At 72.3% G+C, this 18,127-nt stretch carries 17 protein-coding genes; 13 read left to right on the plus strand and 4 right to left on the minus strand.

Annotated elements, in window-relative coordinates; genetic code table 11:
* Nucleotides 1-7 precede the first annotated feature (7 nt).
* Together J2W21_RS14660 and J2W21_RS14665 are read left to right on the plus strand one after the other, a co-directional pair.
* Nucleotides 8-985 (plus strand): electron transfer flavoprotein subunit alpha/FixB family protein, encoded by a 978-nt coding sequence (locus J2W21_RS14660; protein ID WP_307115246.1) that lies wholly within the window; start codon nt 8-10, stop codon nt 983-985.
* Entirely contained in the window at nt 985-1,788 is an 804-nt protein-coding gene (locus J2W21_RS14665) for a PIG-L deacetylase family protein (RefSeq protein WP_307115247.1), read from the plus strand. Before J2W21_RS14660 ends, J2W21_RS14665 begins: the two co-directional genes overlap by 1 nt.
* 3 nt (nt 1,789-1,791) lie before the next feature.
* On the opposite strand, the gene J2W21_RS14670 is transcribed toward J2W21_RS14665, so the two are convergent.
* On the minus strand, nt 1,792-2,259 hold the full coding sequence (locus J2W21_RS14670; protein WP_307115248.1) for a tRNA (cytidine(34)-2'-O)-methyltransferase: 468 nt from the start codon (nt 2,257-2,259) through the stop codon (nt 1,792-1,794).
* 76 nt (nt 2,260-2,335) lie between these two features.
* The gene (locus J2W21_RS14675; RefSeq protein ID WP_307115249.1) at nt 2,336-3,289 is read right to left on the minus strand and encodes a J domain-containing protein; all 954 of its coding nucleotides are present in this window, start codon (nt 3,287-3,289) and stop codon (nt 2,336-2,338) included.
* A gap of 72 nt (nt 3,290-3,361) precedes the next feature.
* Between J2W21_RS14675 and J2W21_RS14680 the strand changes: the two genes are divergently transcribed.
* Nucleotides 3,362-4,315: a diacylglycerol/lipid kinase family protein gene (locus J2W21_RS14680; RefSeq protein ID WP_307115250.1), complete on the plus strand. Its 954-nt coding sequence runs from the start codon at nt 3,362-3,364 to the stop codon at nt 4,313-4,315.
* Here J2W21_RS14680 and J2W21_RS14685 read toward each other — a convergent pair.
* Nucleotides 4,290-4,724, minus strand: a complete 435-nt coding sequence (locus tag J2W21_RS14685) for a hypothetical protein (protein ID WP_307115251.1) — start codon at nt 4,722-4,724, stop codon at nt 4,290-4,292. The genes J2W21_RS14680 and J2W21_RS14685 overlap by 26 nt on opposite strands.
* A 93-nt stretch (nt 4,725-4,817) precedes the next feature.
* On the opposite strand from J2W21_RS14685, the gene J2W21_RS14690 reads away from it, so the two are divergent.
* Nucleotides 4,818-5,495: a helix-turn-helix transcriptional regulator gene (locus J2W21_RS14690; RefSeq protein WP_307115252.1), complete on the plus strand. Its 678-nt coding sequence runs from the start codon at nt 4,818-4,820 to the stop codon at nt 5,493-5,495.
* 49 nt (nt 5,496-5,544) lie between these two features.
* Complete coding sequence (locus J2W21_RS14695; RefSeq protein ID WP_307115253.1) at nt 5,545-6,786, plus strand: cysteine desulfurase family protein; 1,242 nt, start codon at nt 5,545-5,547, stop codon at nt 6,784-6,786.
* A 253-nt stretch (nt 6,787-7,039) separates the two neighbouring features.
* Here the strand turns inward: J2W21_RS14695 and J2W21_RS14700 are convergent, their stop codons facing one another.
* The gene (locus tag J2W21_RS14700; protein ID WP_307115254.1) at nt 7,040-8,290 is read right to left on the minus strand and encodes an NAD(P)/FAD-dependent oxidoreductase; all 1,251 of its coding nucleotides are present in this window, start codon (nt 8,288-8,290) and stop codon (nt 7,040-7,042) included.
* 61 nt (nt 8,291-8,351) lie between these two features.
* Between J2W21_RS14700 and mnmA the strand changes: the two genes are divergently transcribed.
* From mnmA to J2W21_RS14740, 8 genes are all read left to right on the plus strand, one after another.
* Nucleotides 8,352-9,512, plus strand: a complete 1,161-nt coding sequence (gene mnmA, locus J2W21_RS14705) for a tRNA 2-thiouridine(34) synthase MnmA (RefSeq protein WP_307115255.1) — start codon at nt 8,352-8,354, stop codon at nt 9,510-9,512.
* Nucleotides 9,513-9,663: 151 nt separating this feature from the next.
* Nucleotides 9,664-10,791 (plus strand): metallophosphoesterase family protein, encoded by a 1,128-nt coding sequence (locus J2W21_RS14710; protein WP_307115256.1) that lies wholly within the window; start codon nt 9,664-9,666, stop codon nt 10,789-10,791.
* Between the two features lie 231 nt (nt 10,792-11,022).
* A complete protein-coding gene (locus J2W21_RS14715; protein ID WP_307115257.1) occupies nt 11,023-12,654 on the plus strand; it encodes an ABC transporter substrate-binding protein in 1,632 nt (543 codons plus the stop codon).
* Nucleotides 12,655-12,737: 83 nt separating this feature from the next.
* The gene (locus J2W21_RS14720; protein ID WP_307115258.1) at nt 12,738-13,826 is read left to right on the plus strand and encodes an ABC transporter permease; all 1,089 of its coding nucleotides are present in this window, start codon (nt 12,738-12,740) and stop codon (nt 13,824-13,826) included.
* Complete coding sequence (locus J2W21_RS14725) at nt 13,826-14,857, plus strand: ABC transporter permease (RefSeq protein ID WP_307115259.1); 1,032 nt, start codon at nt 13,826-13,828, stop codon at nt 14,855-14,857. The genes J2W21_RS14720 and J2W21_RS14725 overlap by 1 nt, the downstream gene beginning before the upstream one ends.
* Nucleotides 14,854-16,560, plus strand: coding sequence for a dipeptide ABC transporter ATP-binding protein (locus tag J2W21_RS14730; protein ID WP_307115260.1), 1,707 nt, complete (start codon nt 14,854-14,856; stop codon nt 16,558-16,560). Before J2W21_RS14725 ends, J2W21_RS14730 begins: the two co-directional genes overlap by 4 nt.
* A gap of 113 nt (nt 16,561-16,673) precedes the next feature.
* A complete protein-coding gene (locus J2W21_RS14735; RefSeq protein WP_307115261.1) occupies nt 16,674-17,090 on the plus strand; it encodes a chorismate mutase in 417 nt (138 codons plus the stop codon).
* On the plus strand, nt 17,087-18,103 hold the full coding sequence (locus tag J2W21_RS14740; RefSeq protein ID WP_307115262.1) for a hypothetical protein: 1,017 nt from the start codon (nt 17,087-17,089) through the stop codon (nt 18,101-18,103). The genes J2W21_RS14735 and J2W21_RS14740 overlap by 4 nt, the downstream gene beginning before the upstream one ends.
* Nucleotides 18,104-18,127: the final 24 nt, after the last annotated feature.

The following is an 18,127-nucleotide window of genomic DNA, read 5'->3' on the forward strand; positions in this document are numbered from 1 at the left end:
GAAGGCAATGACTGAAGCGAATGTCCTGGTGGTCCTCGACGGCATCGGGGAGTCCCTGAAGAAGTCCCAGCTCGAACTCCTCGCCGCGGGGCGCCTCCTCGGCACGGTGTCCGTGGCCGCGACCGCGCCCGTCGGGGAGGCCCTCGCCGCACAGCTGCGCGAGAACGGCGCGGCCGCCGCGTACGTCCCCGACGGCGCCGACCTGTCCGAGTACCTCGTGGGGCCCACCGCGGCGTGGCTCGCCGAGGTCGTCTCCGCCTCGGAGGCGCAGGGGCGCCCGGTGCGCACGGTGCTGCTCGACAATTCGCCGGCCGGCAGGGAGACCGCGGCCCGGCTGGGCGTGCGGCTCGGTGCCGGCGTGATCACCGACGTGGTGGGGCTCGAGCCCGACGGCACGGCCCACAAGTCGGTCCTCGCGGGCTCCTACGAGGACCGCGCACGGGCCACGAGCCCCGTCTCCATCCTGACGCTCAAGGCGAACCTCGACCTCGGGGCCCCCGGCACGCCGGCACCGGGCGCTGCCACGGTCATCCCGGTGGCCGTCCCCGCGGACGCGCTCGCACGCGCCGGGCGCATCACGGGCCGGGCCACGAAGGCCAGCTCCGGGCGCCCGGACCTCACCGAGGCACGCGTCGTCGTGGCCGGCGGCCGAGGGACCGACGGCGACTTCGGCCCGGTCGAGGAGCTTGCCGATGCACTCGGCGGCGCGGTCGGCGCCTCCCGTGCCGCCGCCGACGCCGGCTGGGTCAGCCACGACCTCCAGGTCGGCCAGACCGGCAAGACCGTGTCGCCGCAGCTCTACATCTCCGCCGGCATCTCCGGGGCCGTGCAGCAGAAGGCGGGCATGCAGACCGCCAAGGTCATCGTCGCCGTCAACTCCGACCCCGAGTCGCCCGTCTTCGAGATCGCCGACTTCGGCGTCGTGGGCGACCTGTTCGAGGTGCTGCCGCAGGCGACCGCAGAGATCAAGAGGCGCCGCGGCTGATGGCCCCTGCCGAGCACACCGGCGCCTCGCGGGGCGCCTCGGGGGCAGCAGGCCCGTTCGACCCGGAGCGCCACCGGGTGCGCCGCGTCGTCGCCTTCGGCGCCCACCCGGACGACCTCGACTTCGGCGTCTCGGGCACCGTCGCGGCCTGGGCCGCGGCCGGGGTCGAGGTGCACTACTGCATCATGACCGACGGCGACGCCGGCGGCTTCGAGCCCGAGCACCGCGCGGGCATCGTGGCGATGCGCCACGAGGAGCAGCGCGGCGCGGCCGCCCTCGTCGGCGTCGCCGACGTGCACTTCCTCGGCTACCGGGACGGCTACCTGGAGCCGAACCACGAGGTGATGCGCGACGTGGTCGAGCTCGTGCGGCGGGTGCGCCCCGACGTCGTGCTCGCGATGCACCCCGAACGGAACTGGGACCGCATCCAGAAGTCCCACCCCGACCACCTCGCGTGCGGCGAGGCGGTCACCCGGGCGGTGTACCCGGCGCTCGAGAACCCGTATGCGTACCCCGAGCTCGCCGAGGCCGGACTGGACGCCTACCGGCTCCCGTGGCTGTGGCTGTACGCGGGGCCCAAGGAGCGCACCAACCACTACACGGACGTGAGCGGCTTCGTCGACACGAAGATCGCCGCGCTCCAGATCCACATCAGCCAGCATCCCGATGTTGCGGCGATGGAGGAGTCGGTGCGCTCGCGCATGGGCGCGTCGGCGCTCGAGGCTGGGCTCGCCCCGGGCGCGTCCGCCGAGGAGTTCCACGTGGTCTCGGTCAACAACCCGGAGACGATCGCGGGCTTCTGAGGCTCAGAGCTGGGCGCCCGCGAACCCGTTCTGCCGCCACGCCTCGTACACGGCGATCGAGGCGGAGTTCGCGAGGTTGAGCGAGCGCCGTGAGGGGAGCATCGGCAGGCGCACGCGCGCCGTGACCCGTGGGTCGTCGAGGACCTCCTGCGGCAGCCCCACGGATTCGGGGCCGAAGAAGAGCACGTCGCCCGGGGCGTAGGCCACGTCCGCGAACGGGGTGTCCCCGTGCGAGGTGAACGCGAAGACCCGCGCGGGCAGCAGCGCCGCGAAGGCGTCCTCGAGCGTCCTGTGGACGGTGACGTGGGCGAGGTCGTGGTAGTCGAGGCCGGCACGGCGCAGGTTCGCGTCCTCGAAGTTGAACCCGAGCGGCTCGACGAGGTGCAGGTGCGAGCCGGTCACGGCGGAGAGCCGGATGGCGTTGCCGGTGTTGCCCGGGATCTCGGGCGTGTAGAAGAGGATGCGGAACACGCACTCCATCCTAGGCGCGCCCGGGGCACAGCCCGGCCCGCGCGCGGCGCGCGCCCGGTCAGTGCAGGCCGGTAGGTCAGTGCAGGCCGGTGAGCAGCCGGGCGAGCGCCGGGACGAGGACCACGTTGGGCTGCGGCCCGGAGGAGAGGAAGAACGTGAGCTCGCGGACGAACTTGGAGGCGTTGAGCGGCTCGACGAGGCCGCCCGCGCCGCGGCGGATGTCGATGACGGGTTCGTGCGGGTTCTCGTCCGGCGTCTGGACGAGGACATAGCCCTGCACATTCAGCTCGGGGAACACGTCCTGGAAGTCGCGGACCTGCTCGGCGAGCCGCGGCGGCGCGACGGCCCGGGCGCCGTGGACCAGGTGTGCGCCGTCCCAGGCGTAGTTTCCCCGGGGCACGAGCATCGACTCCACGAGGGCGAGCCGGTAGCCGGCGAGGACTGCGTGCGCCACATGGGAGGCGTCCCTGGGGGAGCGCAGTCCGTTGAGCAGCCGTGCCGAGGGGATGGTGCCCAGGATGCGGCGCCGGATGAGCGCGGCCGTGCGCTCCTCGCGCTGGATCCTCGCCTCGGCCCCGAACAGGCCGCGCCGGCGCGGCGCCCCGTGCTCGGGCCGGGCGGCCACCGCTGCCGGCAGGAGCGGCACGGCGCCCGGTTCGAACGGCGGGACGTAGACGGCGGGCTCGCCGGCCGGGTTGCGCTGGCCCGGCGTCCTCGGGGCGGCCCGGGCGGTGAAGCCGCCCGCGCGAGGGGCGCCGGGGGCGGCCGACGCCGTGTCGGAACCGGCCGGGGCGCGGCCCGCCTCGCGCTGGGGGGAGGAGGTGAAATAGCTGCGGTCGTAGGCCGCGCGGGCCCGCGGGTCGGAGAGGACCTCGAAGGCGAGGGTCACCCGGCGGAACTCGATGACGTCGCCGCCGTGGTCGGGGTGGTGCGCCCGGGCCGCACGGCGGTAGGCGCGCCGGATCTCGGCCTCGCTCGCGGTGACCGGCACGCCGAGCACCTCGTAGTGGGACGGGACGTGCGCGGGCATGGGTCCATCGTAGGGGCGCAGGACGGGCACGCCGTCCCGGCCCGCTCGGGGAGTGCTGCCATAATCCAGCACATGCCCCTTCCCGAGGACGCCCCCGCGAGGATCACCCTCGCCGTGAACCCCGCCGCGCATGCCGGCCTCGGAGACCGGCGCGGCAGCGAGGCGGCGGCGGTCCTGCGCTCGCGCGGCGCGGCCGTGACCGAGCTGAGGCGGGGGAGCGCCCCGGAGCTCGCGGCCGCCGTCGCGGGGGCGCTGCAGGACTCCGACGCGGTGGTCGCGGTAGGCGGCGACGGCGTCGTCAACCTCGTTGCCAACGTCCTCGCGGGCACGGACGTGCCCCTCGGCGTGGTCCCGGCGGGGACCGGGAACGACATCGCTCGCCTGCTGGGCGTCCCGCTGGGCTCGGTGCCGGGCGCCGTCGAGGTGCTCCTCGCCGCCCTCGAGGCAGGCCCGCGCCGCCTCGACCTCGGGCGCATCGAGTGGGCGGGCGGCCAGCGGCACTACGTGGCGGTCGCCTCCGCGGGCTTCGACGCACGGGTCAACGAGCGCGCCAACGCCTGGCGCTGGCCGCGCGGCCGGGCCAAGTACGTCCTCGCCGTGCTGCGCGAGCTCGCCGCGTTCAAGCCCATCCCGTTCGAGCTCGCCGTGGATGGCGCGGCCCGCAGCCGGCGGGCGATGCTCGTCTCGGTGGCGAACGGGCCCTCCCTCGGCGGAGGGATGCGGGTGGCGCCTGCGGCCCGGGCGGACGACGGCGTGCTGGACCTCCTCGTGGTCGGTCCCCTGTCCGTCCCCGCCTTCCTCGCCGTCTTCCCGAGGGTGTTCCGGGGAACGCAGGTGGGGCACCCCGCGGTCGAGCTCAGCACGGTGCGGTCCGTGCGGCTGTGCGCGCCGGGACTGGTGGTCTACGCGGACGGGGAGCGGGTGGCCTCCGGGGCCGTGGACATCAGCGTGGTTCCCCGGGCGCTGGCTGTCCTCGCGGCCCCGGCGGCGGACCTGGCCGTCAGGCCCGGCGGGCGAGCCGGCTGAGGGCCAGCGCTCCGACGAGCAGGCCGAAGTCCCGCAGCGCGACATCGAAGCCGTGCCCGAGCACGAGCAGGTTGACGATGATGCCGGCCAGCCACGCTGCCACGACGAGCGAGCCCCACCGCGGGGTCCACGCCACGAGGAGGCCCGCGACGATCTCGACCACGCCCACGACGTGCATGAAGGTCTGGGCGCCGATGGGGACGATCGCGGTGGCGACCGGGGCGAGGTAGCCCGGCCAGTACGTGAGGACGTTGAAGAACTTGTCGAGCCCGAACAGGATCGGGGCCACGATGTAGAGGGTGCGGAGCATGAGGTACGCCTGGTCGGCGGGGGCGAGCGAGCGCGCACGGCTGCCGGCGCGGCCGACTCCGCGGAGCCGTCCGTGATGGGGGGCTGAGGTGGCTGACATGGCCTTCTCCCTTCGATATAAATGGTGATTCAAATTTTAGATCCATGCGGCGTCTAAAACAATGGATTCGAGTTTTGGATGTACCATGGGCGCATGGCTGGACCCACCTGGCGCCAGCGCCTCGGCGCGCTGGCCGCGCTCGGCGAGGACCGGCGTCGTGCGCTCTACCTCTACGTCCGCGCTGCCGGGCGCCCCGTGGGCCGCGACGAGGCCGCCGACGCGCTGGGCGTCTCCCGCGCCGCCGCGGCCGCGCACCTCGACCGGCTCGTGGACGACGGCGTGCTGTCCGCCACGTTCGCCAAGCCATCCGAACGGCGCGGTCCCGGGTCCGGGCGCCCCTCCAAGTTCTACGAGGCCGCCCTCACCGAGATCGTCGCGGCGGTGCCCGAGCGCTCCTATGAGCTGGCCGGCGACCTCCTCGCCGCGGCGGCCGAGAGGTCGATGGCCGCCGACACGCCCATGGTCGAGGCCCTCGCCGCCGTGGGGCGGGAGGCGGGGGAGGCCCTCGGGGCCGAACACGGGAGCATCGGCGCCGTCCTGGAGGCGACGGGCTACGCCCCCGTCCCGGGCGCCGCGGGCTCCATCGAGCTGGGCAACTGCCCCTTCCACCGGCTCTCCCGCGGGCACCGCGACGTGGTCTGCAGCCTCAACGGAGCGCTGCTCGCCGGGGCGCTCACCGGCTGCCAGGACGCCGAGCATTCAGTCGAGCCGGTGGAGCCGGGAACGGGCGGCCACGCGTGCTGCGCCCGGATCGTCCCGCGCTCACCGTGAGGCTCCGGTTCAAGACGGCCACAGCCCAGGCGGCGCCTACAGTGGAGGTGTGCCTGTCTACCTCGACCACGCGGCCACCACGCCCGTGACCCCCGCCGCGCTCGCGGCCTACACGGGCCAGATCGCCCGCGGCGGCAACCCGTCCTCCCTCCACGCCGCGGGGCAGGCCGCTCGCCGCGTGCTCGAGGACGCCCGCGAGTCCCTCGCCGCGTCCCTACGGGCCCACCCGACCGAGATCGTTTTCACCTCGGGGGGAACCGAGGCGGACAACCTCGCCCTCAAGGGCCTGTACTGGGCCCGGCGCGGCGAGGACCCGCGGCGCAGGCGCATCCTCTGCTCGAGCGTGGAGCACCACGCGGTCGCGGACACCGTCGAGTGGCTCGAGGCGCATGAGGGCGCGGAGGCCGTGTGGCTGCCGTGCGACCGGGCAGGCGTCACGAGCATGGACGCCCTCCGCGCCGAGCTCGAGAAGGACCCGGGCTCCGTCGCGCTGGTCGCGCTCATGTGGGCCAACAACGAGGTCGGCACAGTCCAGCCCGTCCACGAGGCCGTCCGCCTCTGTGCGGACCACAGCGTGCCCGTCCACTCCGACGCGGTCCAGGCGTTCGGGCACCTCCCCGTGGACTTCGCAGGCTCCGGGCTGGCAACGCTCGCGGTGAGCGGGCACAAGCTCGGCGCCCCCGTGGGGGTCGGTGCGCTTGTAGTCCGCCGCGACGCCACGCTCACGCCCCTCCTGCACGGCGGGGGCCAGCAGCGCGGCCTGCGCTCCGGCACCCTCGACGCGGCCGGCGCCGCCGCCTTCGCTGTCGCAGCGCACGACGCCGTCGACCGCCTCCCCGAGGAGGCCCGGCGCCTCGCGGGGCTTCGCGACAGGCTGCTGGCGGGGATCCAGCGCGAGGTGCCCGGCGCCGTCGTGAGCGGCCCCCCTGACGGCCGGGTCGCGGACAGCGACGGCATCCCCACGAGGCTCCCCGGGATCGCGCACGTGACGTTCCCCGGGTGCGAGGGCGACTCGCTGCTGTTCCTGCTCGACATGGCCGGGATCGCCACGTCCACCGGCTCCGCGTGCACGGCCGGCGTGCCCCGGCCCTCCCACGTGCTGCTCGCCATGGGCCGCTCGGAGGAGGAGGCCCGCGGATCGCAGCGGTTCAGCCTCGGCTGGAACTCCACGGACGCCGACGTCGACGCCCTCCTGAGGGCCATCGGCCCGGCCGTGGAGCATGCCCGGGCCGCGGGCATGGCCGGGCACGAGAGCCGCATCGAGACGGCGAGCACCCGCGGACGCCGCTGACCCGGCTGGGAGTCACCTCCTGCGGGTCGCCGCGTTCCTCACCGTCCCGGCGGGTGGCCGCCGGAGCCGGCGCCGGAGCGAAACCGACCTGCTTTCGGGCTCGGTGCGGGCCGACGCGCCGTCCAGAGAGCCGACACGCCGTATCGAGTGAGAGAAAGTCGGTCGGACTCGTCTGTCCGCAGGAGCTGACTCTCAGGAGATGACCTTCAGGAGGTGACCTTCAGAAGGTGCCTCCCAGATCGGGAGGCCACGGCTAGACCCCGGCGAGCTCGGCGAGCGGGACGGACGGGTCCGCGAGCCGGTGCGGGTCGAGGCGGGCGCGTGAGGCGATGAGCGCCTTGATGGCCTTCTGCTGCCGCGGGACGTTGACGTTCATCCCGCCCACGAGGGCGCCGTCGCGCAGCCACAGGGCCACGAAGCCCTCCTTGGCGGCCTCGACGGTGGAGATCGACCCCCGCAGCACGAGCTGGGCGCCGTGCACGAGCTGCCAGTAGCCGGAGTACTCCATGCTGAGCCCGGCCTGGTCCGTGTAGAAGTACGGGGCGAGGTCCAGGCGGGCGTCCTGGCCCAGCATGGACCGCGCCGCGACCTTCCCGCCGTTGAGCGCGTTGGACCAGTGCTCGCTGCGGACATGCTCGCCCGTGAAGGGCTGGCGGGAGCTCGCCACGTCGCCGGCAGCGTAGACGTCCGGGGTCCGGGTGCGCAGCGACGCGTCCGTCACGATGCCGTTGCGCACGGGGATCTTGGCCTCCTCGGCGAGATGCGTAGACGGCTCGACCCCGACGGCCACGACCACGAGATCGGCGGCGATCCGCTCGCCGGTGTTCAGCACCGCCGCGGCCACGCCGTCGCCGTGGGGCGAGCGGACGAACTCGACCGGATGGCAGCCGAGCCGGAACGCCACCCCGTCGCCCTCCAGGGCCCGGCGGAACACGTCGCCGAGTGCGGGCTCGAGCTGCCGGAGCACGGTGGTGTGGCGCCCCAGCACGGTGACCTCGTTCCCATACTCCCGTGCCGCCGCGGCCACCTCGAGGCCGATCCACCCTGTGCCCACCACCGCCACGTGCCGCCCCCCGCCCGAGAGCGCACCGCGCAGCGCGAGCGAGTCCTCGAACCTGCGCAGGCTGTGCACCCCCTCGAGGTCCGCCCCCGGGACGTCGAGCCGGCGCGGCTGGGCGCCGGTGGCGATGAGCAGCTTCGAGTAGGGCAGGAGGGCGTCGCTCTCGAGTCGGAGCATGTGGGCGTCAGGGATGATCTGGGCGGCCCGCTCGCCCAGCAGCAGCTCCACGCCGTTCGCGTCGTACCAGTGGCGCGGATTGACGTCGAGGTCCGCCTCGGCGCCGGAGCCCTTGAGGAACTCCTTGGACAGCGGTGGCCGCAGGTAGGGGGCGCGCCGCTCCTCGGCCACAATCCGCACGGGCCCGCGGTAGCCCTCGTCGCGCAGCGTCTTCGCCGCGCTCCCCGCCGCGAGGCCCCCGCCGGCGATGACGATCGGATGCTCCATGTGCCCTCCTTGCCGCCGAGGATCGGGGCGGCCCGGCCGCCCTCGACGCTAGAATAGACCGGTGCGAGTTCTGGCAGCCATGAGCGGGGGAGTGGATTCCGCCGTCGCCGCCGCCCGCGCCGTCGAGGCGGGGCACGACGTCGTCGGGGTCCATCTGGCCCTCAACCGCATGCCCGGAACCCTGCGCACGGGTTCCCGCGGATGCTGCACGATCGAGGACTCCAACGACGCCTGGCGGGCCTGCGACAGGCTCGGCATCCCGTTCTACGTGTGGGACTTCTCGGAGCGGTTCAAGGCGGACGTCGTGGACGACTTCGTGGCCGAGTATGCGGCGGGCCGCACCCCGAACCCCTGCATGCGCTGCAACGAGCGCATCAAGTTCGCCGCGCTCCTCGAGAAGGCCCTCGCCCTCGGGTTCGACGCCGTCTGCACGGGCCACTACGCCAAGGTGATCCGGGCCGAGGACGGCAGCCCGGAGCTGCACCGCGCCGCGGACTGGGCCAAGGACCAGTCCTACGTGCTCGGGGTCCTCACCGCCGAGCAGCTCGAGCACTGCCTCTTCCCGCTCGCGGACACCCCGAGCAAGGCAGAGGTCAGGGCGGAGGCGGAGCGGCGCGGCCTCTCCGTCGCCAAGAAGCCGGACAGCCACGACATCTGCTTCATCTCCGACGGCGACACGCGCGGCTGGCTCGCGGAGCAGATCGAGATGGAGCCGGGCGACATCGTCGACGAGACCGGCGCCAAGGTCGGCGAGCACGCCGGGGCGAACGCCTTCACCGTGGGGCAGCGCCGGGGCCTGCGCCTGGGCCGTCCCGCGCCCGACGGGAAGCCGCGGTTCGTCCTCGAGGTCCGGCCCAAGGACGCCACGGTCGTGGTGGGGCCCGAGAAGCTGCTCGCGGTCGACCGGATCCGCGGCATCCGCCTCTCCTGGGCAGGCCTGCCGCCGGCGGGCGCCGAGGCGGGCGAGGAGTTCGTGTGCGAGGCCCAGGTCCGGGCGCACGGCGACCCGGTCCCGGCCCGCGCCCGGCTCGAGCCCGGCGTCGGCCCCGGCGACGGGGCGGGGGAGTCGGCCGACGGCGTGCCGGGCCCGGTCCTGCACATCACCCTCGGCACGGCGCTCCGCGGGGTTGCCCCCGGGCAGACGGTGGTCCTGTACCAGGGCACACGCGTCCTCGGCCAGGCCACGATCGACGCCGCGAGGGCGCTGGACCGCGTCGGCTGACGCCCCTGCGCTGACGCCCCCTGCGCTGACGCCCCCGGTGCTGACGCCCGGCGGCCGGAGTTCTCCCGCCGTACACCTGCGCGACGCCCCTGCAGCACCTGGGCTGGCTAGCCTGCCGCTGTCCAGCCAGCCCCGCAGAGGAAGAAGCTCCATGCCCGCCCAGACTGACCGTTCGCGCGCCGACCGTCCGCGCGCCCGCCATCCGCGCGGCCGCCTCGCCGCGGCAGCCGCCGCCGTCGCCCTGGCCTCCGGCGCCGCGGCCGGCCTGCCCTCGGCTGCCCTCGCAGCGCCGGCCGCCGAGTCCACGGCCGCCGCCGATACCGCACCCGCCTCCGGCACCAAGCCTGCCTTCAGCTTCGCGGTCATCGGCGACACCCCCTACGGCGCGGCCGCGGCCGCAGACTTCCCCTCCCACGTGGCCCAGCTCAATGCGGACGCGTCCCTCGACTTCGTGATCCACGTCGGCGACATCAAGAACGGCTCCACGGTGTGCTCCGATGCGTACTTCGCCCAGATCCGGGCGGACTTCGACGCGTTCACCCATCCGCTCGTGTACACGCCCGGCGACAACGAGTGGACGGACTGCCACCGCGCCAACAATGGGGCCTACAACCCGCTCGAGCGCCTCGCGAAGATCCGTGAGGTCTTCTTCAACACCCCCGGCAAGACCCTCGGCGCGACCATGCCGGTGACGAGCCAGGCTGGCCTCGGCGTGCCCGAGAACGTGTCCTTCACCAGGAACCGCGTGGCATTCGCAGCGATCAATGTCCCGGGCAGCAACAACGCCTCCCAGCCGTGGGCCGGCCTCGGCAAGACCGCCGAGACCCCCGAGCAGGCCGCCGAGGTGCGCTCCCGCACGGCGGCCGACCTCGCCGAGGTCCGGCAGACCTTCGCGCAGGCCAGGCAGCGCCACGACCGCACCGTGGTGATCTCCCAGCAGGCGGACATGTTCGACCCGACCTACACGCCGACTCCAGAGGACATCAGCGCCTTCACCCCGCTCGTGCAGGCCCTCGTGGACGAGGCCTCGGCCTTCGACGGCGAGGTGTACCTCTTCAACGGCGACAGCCACGTCTACAACTCCGACCGCCCGCTCGCGGCCGGCTCGACGTGGCTCGCGCGCTACGGCGTCAGGGGCGCGACCGACAACCTGACGCGCGTCACGGTCGATGGCTCCTCGAACGCGACCGACTACCTCAAGGTGGACGTCGCCGCGGACGGCGCCGGCGGCAAGGGCGAGCCCGTGCTCAGCTTCAGGCGCGTTCCGTTCACGCAGTAGCCCGGCACCGCGCGGACGACGGCGCGCGGCGGGTCCCGCCGTCGTCCGCGGTGCCGCCGGGGGAGGCTCGAGCGGGGCAAAGGTCACCGTTAGGTCTCGATTGATTCAAACAAGTCCTTCATTTCACTGAATCAGTGATTGAATCGATGGCATCAGGACTGTGCCCTGGGTCACGCCCGCGCGTGCCCGGTGGGGGAGGGCACCGCCACTTTCGACAAGAAAAGGTCATTGATGTCTCAGACCAGACTGGCTGTGCGGAGCGCCATCGCGCTCGCCGGCGTCACCCTGCTCACGCTGACCGCGTGCACCGGGCCTTCCGGAGGATCCTCCTCGAACAGCTCAGCCTCGAGCGGGCCCATCACGGTCGGCACCACCGACAAGGTCACCTTCCTCGACCCCGCGGGCTCCTACGACAACGGGTCGTTCATGGTCATGAACCAGATCTACCCCTTCCTGCTCAACTCCAAGCCCGGCAGCGCCGAGCCGCAGCCGGACATCGCGGAGTCGGCCTCGTTCACCACGCCGACCGAGTACACCGTCAAGCTCAAGAGCGGGCTCAAGTGGGCCAATGGCGACACGCTTGATTCCGCCGATGTGAAGTTCTCCTTCGACCGGCAGGTCAAGATCAACGACCCGAACGGCCCCGCCTCGCTCCTCGACAACCTCGCGAGCGTCGACGCCAAGGACGCCACGACGGTCGTGTTCCACCTCAAGAAGGGCAACGACCAGACCTTCCCGCAGGTGCTCACGGGCCCGGTCGGGCCGATCGTCGACCACAACGTCTTCCCGGCGGACAAGGTCATGAACGACGAGGACATCATCTCGAAGAAGGCCTTCGCCGGCCCGTACACGATCTCCTCGTACCAGAAGAACCAGCTCGTGTCCTTCAAGGCGAACCCGGACTACAAGGGTCTGCTCGGCAAGCCCGCCACGGACACGGTCAACCTCAAGTACTACTCGGACTCGAACAACCTCAAGCTCGACGTCCAGCAGGGCAACATCGACGTCGCCTGGCGCTCCCTCGCCGCCACGGACGTCGACAGCCTCGCGAAGGACAACAAGGTCACCATCCACAAGGGCCCCGGCGGCGAGATGCGCTACATCGTGTTCAACTTCGACACGATGCCCTTCGGCGCCAAGACTCCCCAGGCCGACCCCGCCAAGTCCCTGGCCGTCCGCCAGGCCATGGCGGACCTCGTGGACCGCGACGCGATCGCGTCCCAGGTCTACAAGGGCACCTACAGCCCGCTGTACTCCTACGTCCCGGACGGCTTCCTCGGGGCCACGACCCCGCTGAAGTCGATGTACGGCGACGGCAACGGCAAGCCCAGCGCGGACAAGGCCAAGAAGGCCCTCACCGACGCCGGCATCACGAGCCCGGTGACGCTGAACCTGCAGTACAACCCGGACCACTACGGCAAGTCCTCCGGCGACGAGTACGCCCTCGTCAAGCAGCAGCTCGAGGCCGGCGGCCTGTTCAAGGTCAACCTCCAGTCCACCGAGTGGGTCACCTACTCCAAGGACCGCACCAAGGACGTGTACCCGATGTACCAGCTCGGGTGGTTCCCGGACTTCTCCGATCCGGACAACTACCTCACGCCGTTCTTCACCGAGAACAACTTCCTGAAGAACCACTACAGCAACACGGCCGTCCAGGACCTCATCTCCAAGGAGGCCACCAACCCGGACAAGAGCTCCCGCTCCCAGCAGCTCGGGCAGATCCAGGAGGACGTCGCCAAGGACCTCTCGACCCTGCCGCTGCTGCAGGGCTCGCAGGTTGCCGTGTCCGGGACGAGCGTCAAGGGCGTCGACTCGACGCTCGACCCGTCGTTCAAGTTCCGCCTCGGCGTCCTGAGCAAGTAGCCGGCACGGACCACAGCTAGACCAACGCGGCGGCGGGATGCACAACCGGCATCCCGCCGCTGCGGTGCGGAGGAACCCCCACCATGACTGCATTCACCGAGGCACCCCCAGAAGCCGCGGGTGTCCCAGAGCCCGTCGCCAAAACCAAGGGCGGCGGCCTCCTGACCTACCTCGTGATCCGCTTCCTGCTGATCATCCCGACCATCCTCATCCTCGTGACCATGGTCTTCTTCCTCATGAGGATCACCGGAGACCCCATCACCGCCGCGCTCGGCGGCCGCCTCCCGGCGGACCAGCTCCAAGAGCGCATCCACGAGGCCGGCTACGACCGGCCGATCATGGTCCAGTACTTCGAGTACCTGGGCCAGATCTTCACCGGCAACTTCGGCCGGACCATCTCCGACAACCGCGCCGTGACGGACATGCTCGCGACGTTCGGCTCCGCGACCCTCGAGCTCGCGGTCAACGCCGTCGTCGTCGCGCTCATCGTCGGCATCCCGCTCGGCATGGTCGCCGCCCACCGGCGGGACAAGGGTTCGGACGCCGTGCTCCGGGTCCTCGCGATCCTGTTCTACGCCACGCCGGTCTTCTTCTCCGGGCTCCTGCTCAAGCTCGTCTTCGGCGTCTGGCTCGGCTGGACGCCGATCGCAGGGCGGGCGACGACGACGACCGAGCTCGCGCTGACCCAGCTCTCGGCGCCCACGGGCATCTACTGGCTCGACGCGCTCCGCAGCGGCAACATGGCCGCCTTCTGGGACGTCGAGCAGCACGCGATCCTCCCGAGCCTCGCCCTCGGGCTCCTCACGGCCGGCGTCTTCCTGCGGCTCGTGCGGACCAACCTCATCGGCACGCTCGGCAAGGACTACGTCGAGGCCGGCCGCTCCCGCGGGGTGAGCGAGTTCCGGCTCGTCACCAAGCACGCCTACAAGCCCGCGCTCATCCCGATCATCACCGTGATGGGCCTGCAGATCGCGCTCCTGCTCGGCGGCGCGGTCCTCACCGAGACCACCTTCGAGTGGAAGGGCCTCGGCTTCCAGCTGGCGCAGTACCTGACCGCCCGCGACTTCGTGGCGGTCCAGGGCATCGTCGTGCTCCTGGCGGTGATCGTCGCGGTGACGAACTTCATCGTGGATGTCATCGCCGCCCTCATCGACCCGAGAGTGAGGTACTGATGACGGCTCCCACCCCGGCTGGTTCCACCGCCGCAGCGGTTCCGCAGATCGAGCGGAAGGACCCGCTCTGGACCAAGATCCCCGTCCTCGCGCAGGTCCGCATGAGCGTGGGCGTCCAGCGCACCATGCTCATCGCGGGACTCGTCCTCACGGGCATCTTCCTGCTCTCCGCCGTGTTCGCTCCGCTCATCGCCCCCTACGGCTACTCGCAGCTCGCCGATGCCGACGGCAACTTCCCCACCCAGGATCCGCCGAGCGCCAAGCACCTCTGGGGAACCACCGTGGGCGGCTTCGACGTGTTCTCGCGCGTGGTCTGGGGCACCCAGACCGCGATCCTGGTGATCATCGTCGCCGTCATCCTCTCGATCTTCCTCGGCGTCGCCCTCGGCCTCGTGTCCGGGTACGTCGGCGGGTGGCTCGACAGGATCCTCGTCGTCGTCGCGGACGCCGTCTACGCGTTCCCCTCCCTGCTCGTCGCGATCGTCATGTCGATCGTCATCAGCCACGGGCAGTCGAGCCTGTGGGGCGGCATCATGGCCGCGGCGATCTCGATCACCGTCGTCTTCATCCCGCAGTACTTCCGCGTGGTGCGGGCTGAGGCAATCCGCCTCAAGGCCGAGCCGTTCGTGGAGTCCGCCAAGGTGATCGGCGCCTCGAGCTGGAGGATCATGGCGCGGCACGTGTTCCGCAACGCGACCCGCAGCATCCCGCTGATCTTCACGCTCAACGCCTCCGAGGCCATCCTGACCCTCGCCGGGCTCGGCTTCCTCGGGTTCGGCATCGAGCCCACGAGCGCCGCCGAGTGGGGCTACGACCTGAGCAAGGCGACGTCGGACGTGACGGCGGGGATCTGGTGGACCGGAGTCTTCCCGGGTCTCGCCATCGTCCTGACGGTGCTCGGCCTCACCCTCGTGGGCGAGAGCATGAACGACCTCGCTGACGCGCGGATCCGCACCCGAGGAAAGAAGAAGCGCGCGGCCAAGGGCGCCAAGAACGCCATGGCCGCCGGCTCGGAAGGAAGCCCAGCATGAGTGAGCAGCTCGACGTGGCGCCCGCGGCCGGACCCGCGGCCACGGTCCTCGACATCGACCACCTCGAGGTGACGTTCGCCACTGACGCGGGCCCCGTCAACGCCGTGCGCGGCGTCAGCCTCGATGTCCGCGCAGGCGAGGTCGTCGCCGTCGTCGGCGAGTCCGGTTCGGGCAAGACCGTCACGGCCAAGACCATCCTCGGCCTCCTCCCCGAGACCGCGACGCGCTCCGGCGCAGTGGTGATCAACGGGCACAACGTGGTCACCGTCAGCGCATCGAAGCTCCGGGAGCTGCGGGGCCGGGACGTCGCGATGGTGTTCCAGGAGCCCTCCACGGCGCTCAACCCGGTCTTCACCGTGGGCTGGCAGATCGCCGAGGGCATCCGCGCGCACCACGGCCGCGACGGCAAGAAGGTCTCGAAGAAGGAGGCCAAGGAGCGGGCCATCGAGGCCCTGCGCAAGGTCGGCATCCCCGATCCCGAGAAGAGGGTCGACTACTACCCGCACCAGTTCTCGGGCGGCCAGAAGCAGCGCGTGGTCATCGCCGCCGCGCTCGCGCTCGATCCCGAGCTCATCGTGGCCGACGAGCCGACGACGGCGCTCGACGTCACCGTCCAGGCCGAGATCCTCGAGCTCCTGCGCGACCTGCGGGACCTGTACGGGACCTCGATCGTGCTCATCACCCACAACATGGGTGTCGTGGCAGACCTCGCGGACCGCGTTGTCGTGATGTACCAAGGCGAGGTGGTCGAGGAGGCGCCGGTGCGCACGCTCTTCGCCAGCCCGCGCGAGGACTACACGCGCCGCCTGCTCGACGCCGTGCCGCACCTCGGGCGGGAATCGGCCTCCGAGGGCGCCACCGAGCGCCTCCGGCAGGACGGGCCGGTCCTCGTCGAGGCCACGGGGCTCGACATCACCTACCCGGGTCGGCTCGGCACGCCGCCTTTCCGCGCCGTGCAGGATGTGTCCTTCACCGTGCGCGCCGGCGAGGTGTTCGGGCTCGTCGGGGAGTCCGGCTCGGGCAAGACGACGATCGGCCGGGCGATCGCCGGGCTCAACCGGGCCACCGGCGGCAGCCTGAGGGTCCTGGGGCACGAGATGGTCGGGTTCAAGGAGCGGCAGTTCAAGCCGGTCCGCAAGGACATCGGCTTCGTGTTCCAGGACCCCGCGGCGTCGTTCAACCCCCAGCTCACCATCGGCGAGTGCATCGCAGAGCCGCTGATCGTCCATCTGGACCTCGATTCCGCGCAGGTGAGGCGCCGCGTGGGCGAGCTGCTCGAGTCGGTGCAGCTGCCGGCGTCGTACGCGGCCCGCTACCCGCACGAGCTCTCCGGCGGCCAGCGCCAGCGGGCCTCCCTCGCCCGAGCGCTCGCGCTCGAGCCGAAGCTGCTGGTCGCGGACGAGCCCACCTCGGCCCTCGACGTGTCGGTGCAGGCGAAGGTGCTCGAGCTGTTCCGCGAGATCCAGGGCGAACTGGGCTTCGCTGCGCTGTTCATCAGCCACGACCTCGCCGTGGTGGACCAGCTCAGCCACTGGGTCGGCGTGCTGTACAAGGGGCGCATGGTCGAGCAGGGGATCGGCAGCCAGGTCATGGGTGCCCCCCAGCACGACTACACGAAGCGGCTCATCGCCTCGCTCCCGGTCCCGGACCCCGTGGAGCAGGCCGAGCGGCGCCGGGCCCACCGGGCCCTCCTCGGGAGCTGATGCGGGCGGCCGGCTGGCCCCCGCCTCGCACGCGGCCCCCCACCCGGACACGGGTGGGGGGCCGCTCCCGTCACGGAAACGGGGCGTCGGCGCGGCCCCATAGACTGGGCAGCATGACCGAGCAGCGACCTGACACCGACGTCGAGACGACAGCGACACAGCGCGAGTACGATCCGAGCGCCAGCTCGCTCACGGGCCACGTCGACCCCGCCGTGATGGCCGAGCTCCTCTCGATCCGGTCGAGCATCGACAACTTCGACGCGACCCTCGTCTACCTGCTGGCCGAGCGGTTCAAGGTCACCCAGCGGGTCGGGTTCCTCAAGGCCCAGCACCATCTTCCGCCCGCGGACCCGGACCGCGAGGCCGCCCAGATCGCCCGCCTCCGTCGGCTGGCCGAAGAGGCGCAGCTCGATCCGGCCTTCGCAGAGAAGTTCCTGAACTTCATCATCAGCGAGGTCATCCGGCACCATCAGGCCATCGCCGAGGACCACGGGCAGGCCGCCCCGGGCCAGGCGCCCACGGGCGCGTGACGGGCCAGGTCACCGCCACGGCCCTCGGCGACTGGCCGGGCACCGACCCGCTCGAGGCCGCCAGGGCCATCCGCGGCGAACTCGGGGCGCCGCACCTACCCGTCCTGGCCGAGCTGCCGGGCCGGGGCGTCGGCTCCGACCCGGTCGGCCGGACGGCGTCGATCCTCGCCGACCTGCACGCGGACGTCCAGCCCCACGGGTGGCGCCTCGTGCCGCAGCCCGGTCTCGATGCGGCCCGCGCGGCCTCCGCCCTGTCAACGGACCTCAACGTCCTCGCGGACGTGGTGGGGGACGAGGAGAGCAGCGCGGACACGCTCCACGTGCGCGTGCTGGGCCCGCTCAGCCTCATGGCAGGCCTGTACCTGCCCTCCGGCGAGCGCATCCTCGCCGACCACGGCGCCCGGCGCGACGTGGCGCAGTCGCTCGCCGCCGGACTCGCACCGTTCCTGGCCCGCGTCGGCCGGGCTGCGCCCGGGGCGCGCCTCACCGTGCAGCTGGACGAGCCGGACGCGGCCCGCGTGCTGGCCGGGCTCCTGCCGACCGCGAGCGGCTACCGCACACTGCGGTCAGTGCCGGGGGAGGAAGCCGGGCTCGCCTGGGGCTGGGCCGTCGAGGCGCTGCACGCGGCAGGTGCGGAGACCGTCGTCGTGAATCTCCCCGCGTGGGAGGCGCCGATCGGACGGGCGCTCGACGCGGGCGCCGACGCCGTGTCCCTGCCGGCCGCGGACCTGACGGTGCCGCAGTGGGAGCAGCTCGCCGGCGCCGTCGAGGCGGGCGCCGGGCTCTGGTTCGGTGCGGTCCCGCACGACGCCGCGGGCCGGCCGCGCACCCGTGAGCTCGCCGAGCGCGTCCTGCGGCCGTGGCGGCAGCTCGGCCTTCCGCTCTCCGCGCTCGACGTCGTCCGCGTCACCCCGGTGGGCGGCCTCGCCGCACTCTCACCGGCCGAGGCGACCGCGCTCCTCACCGCCACGGTCAAGGTCGCAGATGCGGTGAACCAGATCGCCCTCGGCTAGAGCATCCACCGGCCGAGCTCCCGC

This window comes from Sinomonas atrocyanea, assembly GCF_030811715.1.
GTDB lineage: Bacteria > Actinomycetota > Actinomycetes > Actinomycetales > Micrococcaceae > Sinomonas > Sinomonas atrocyanea_A.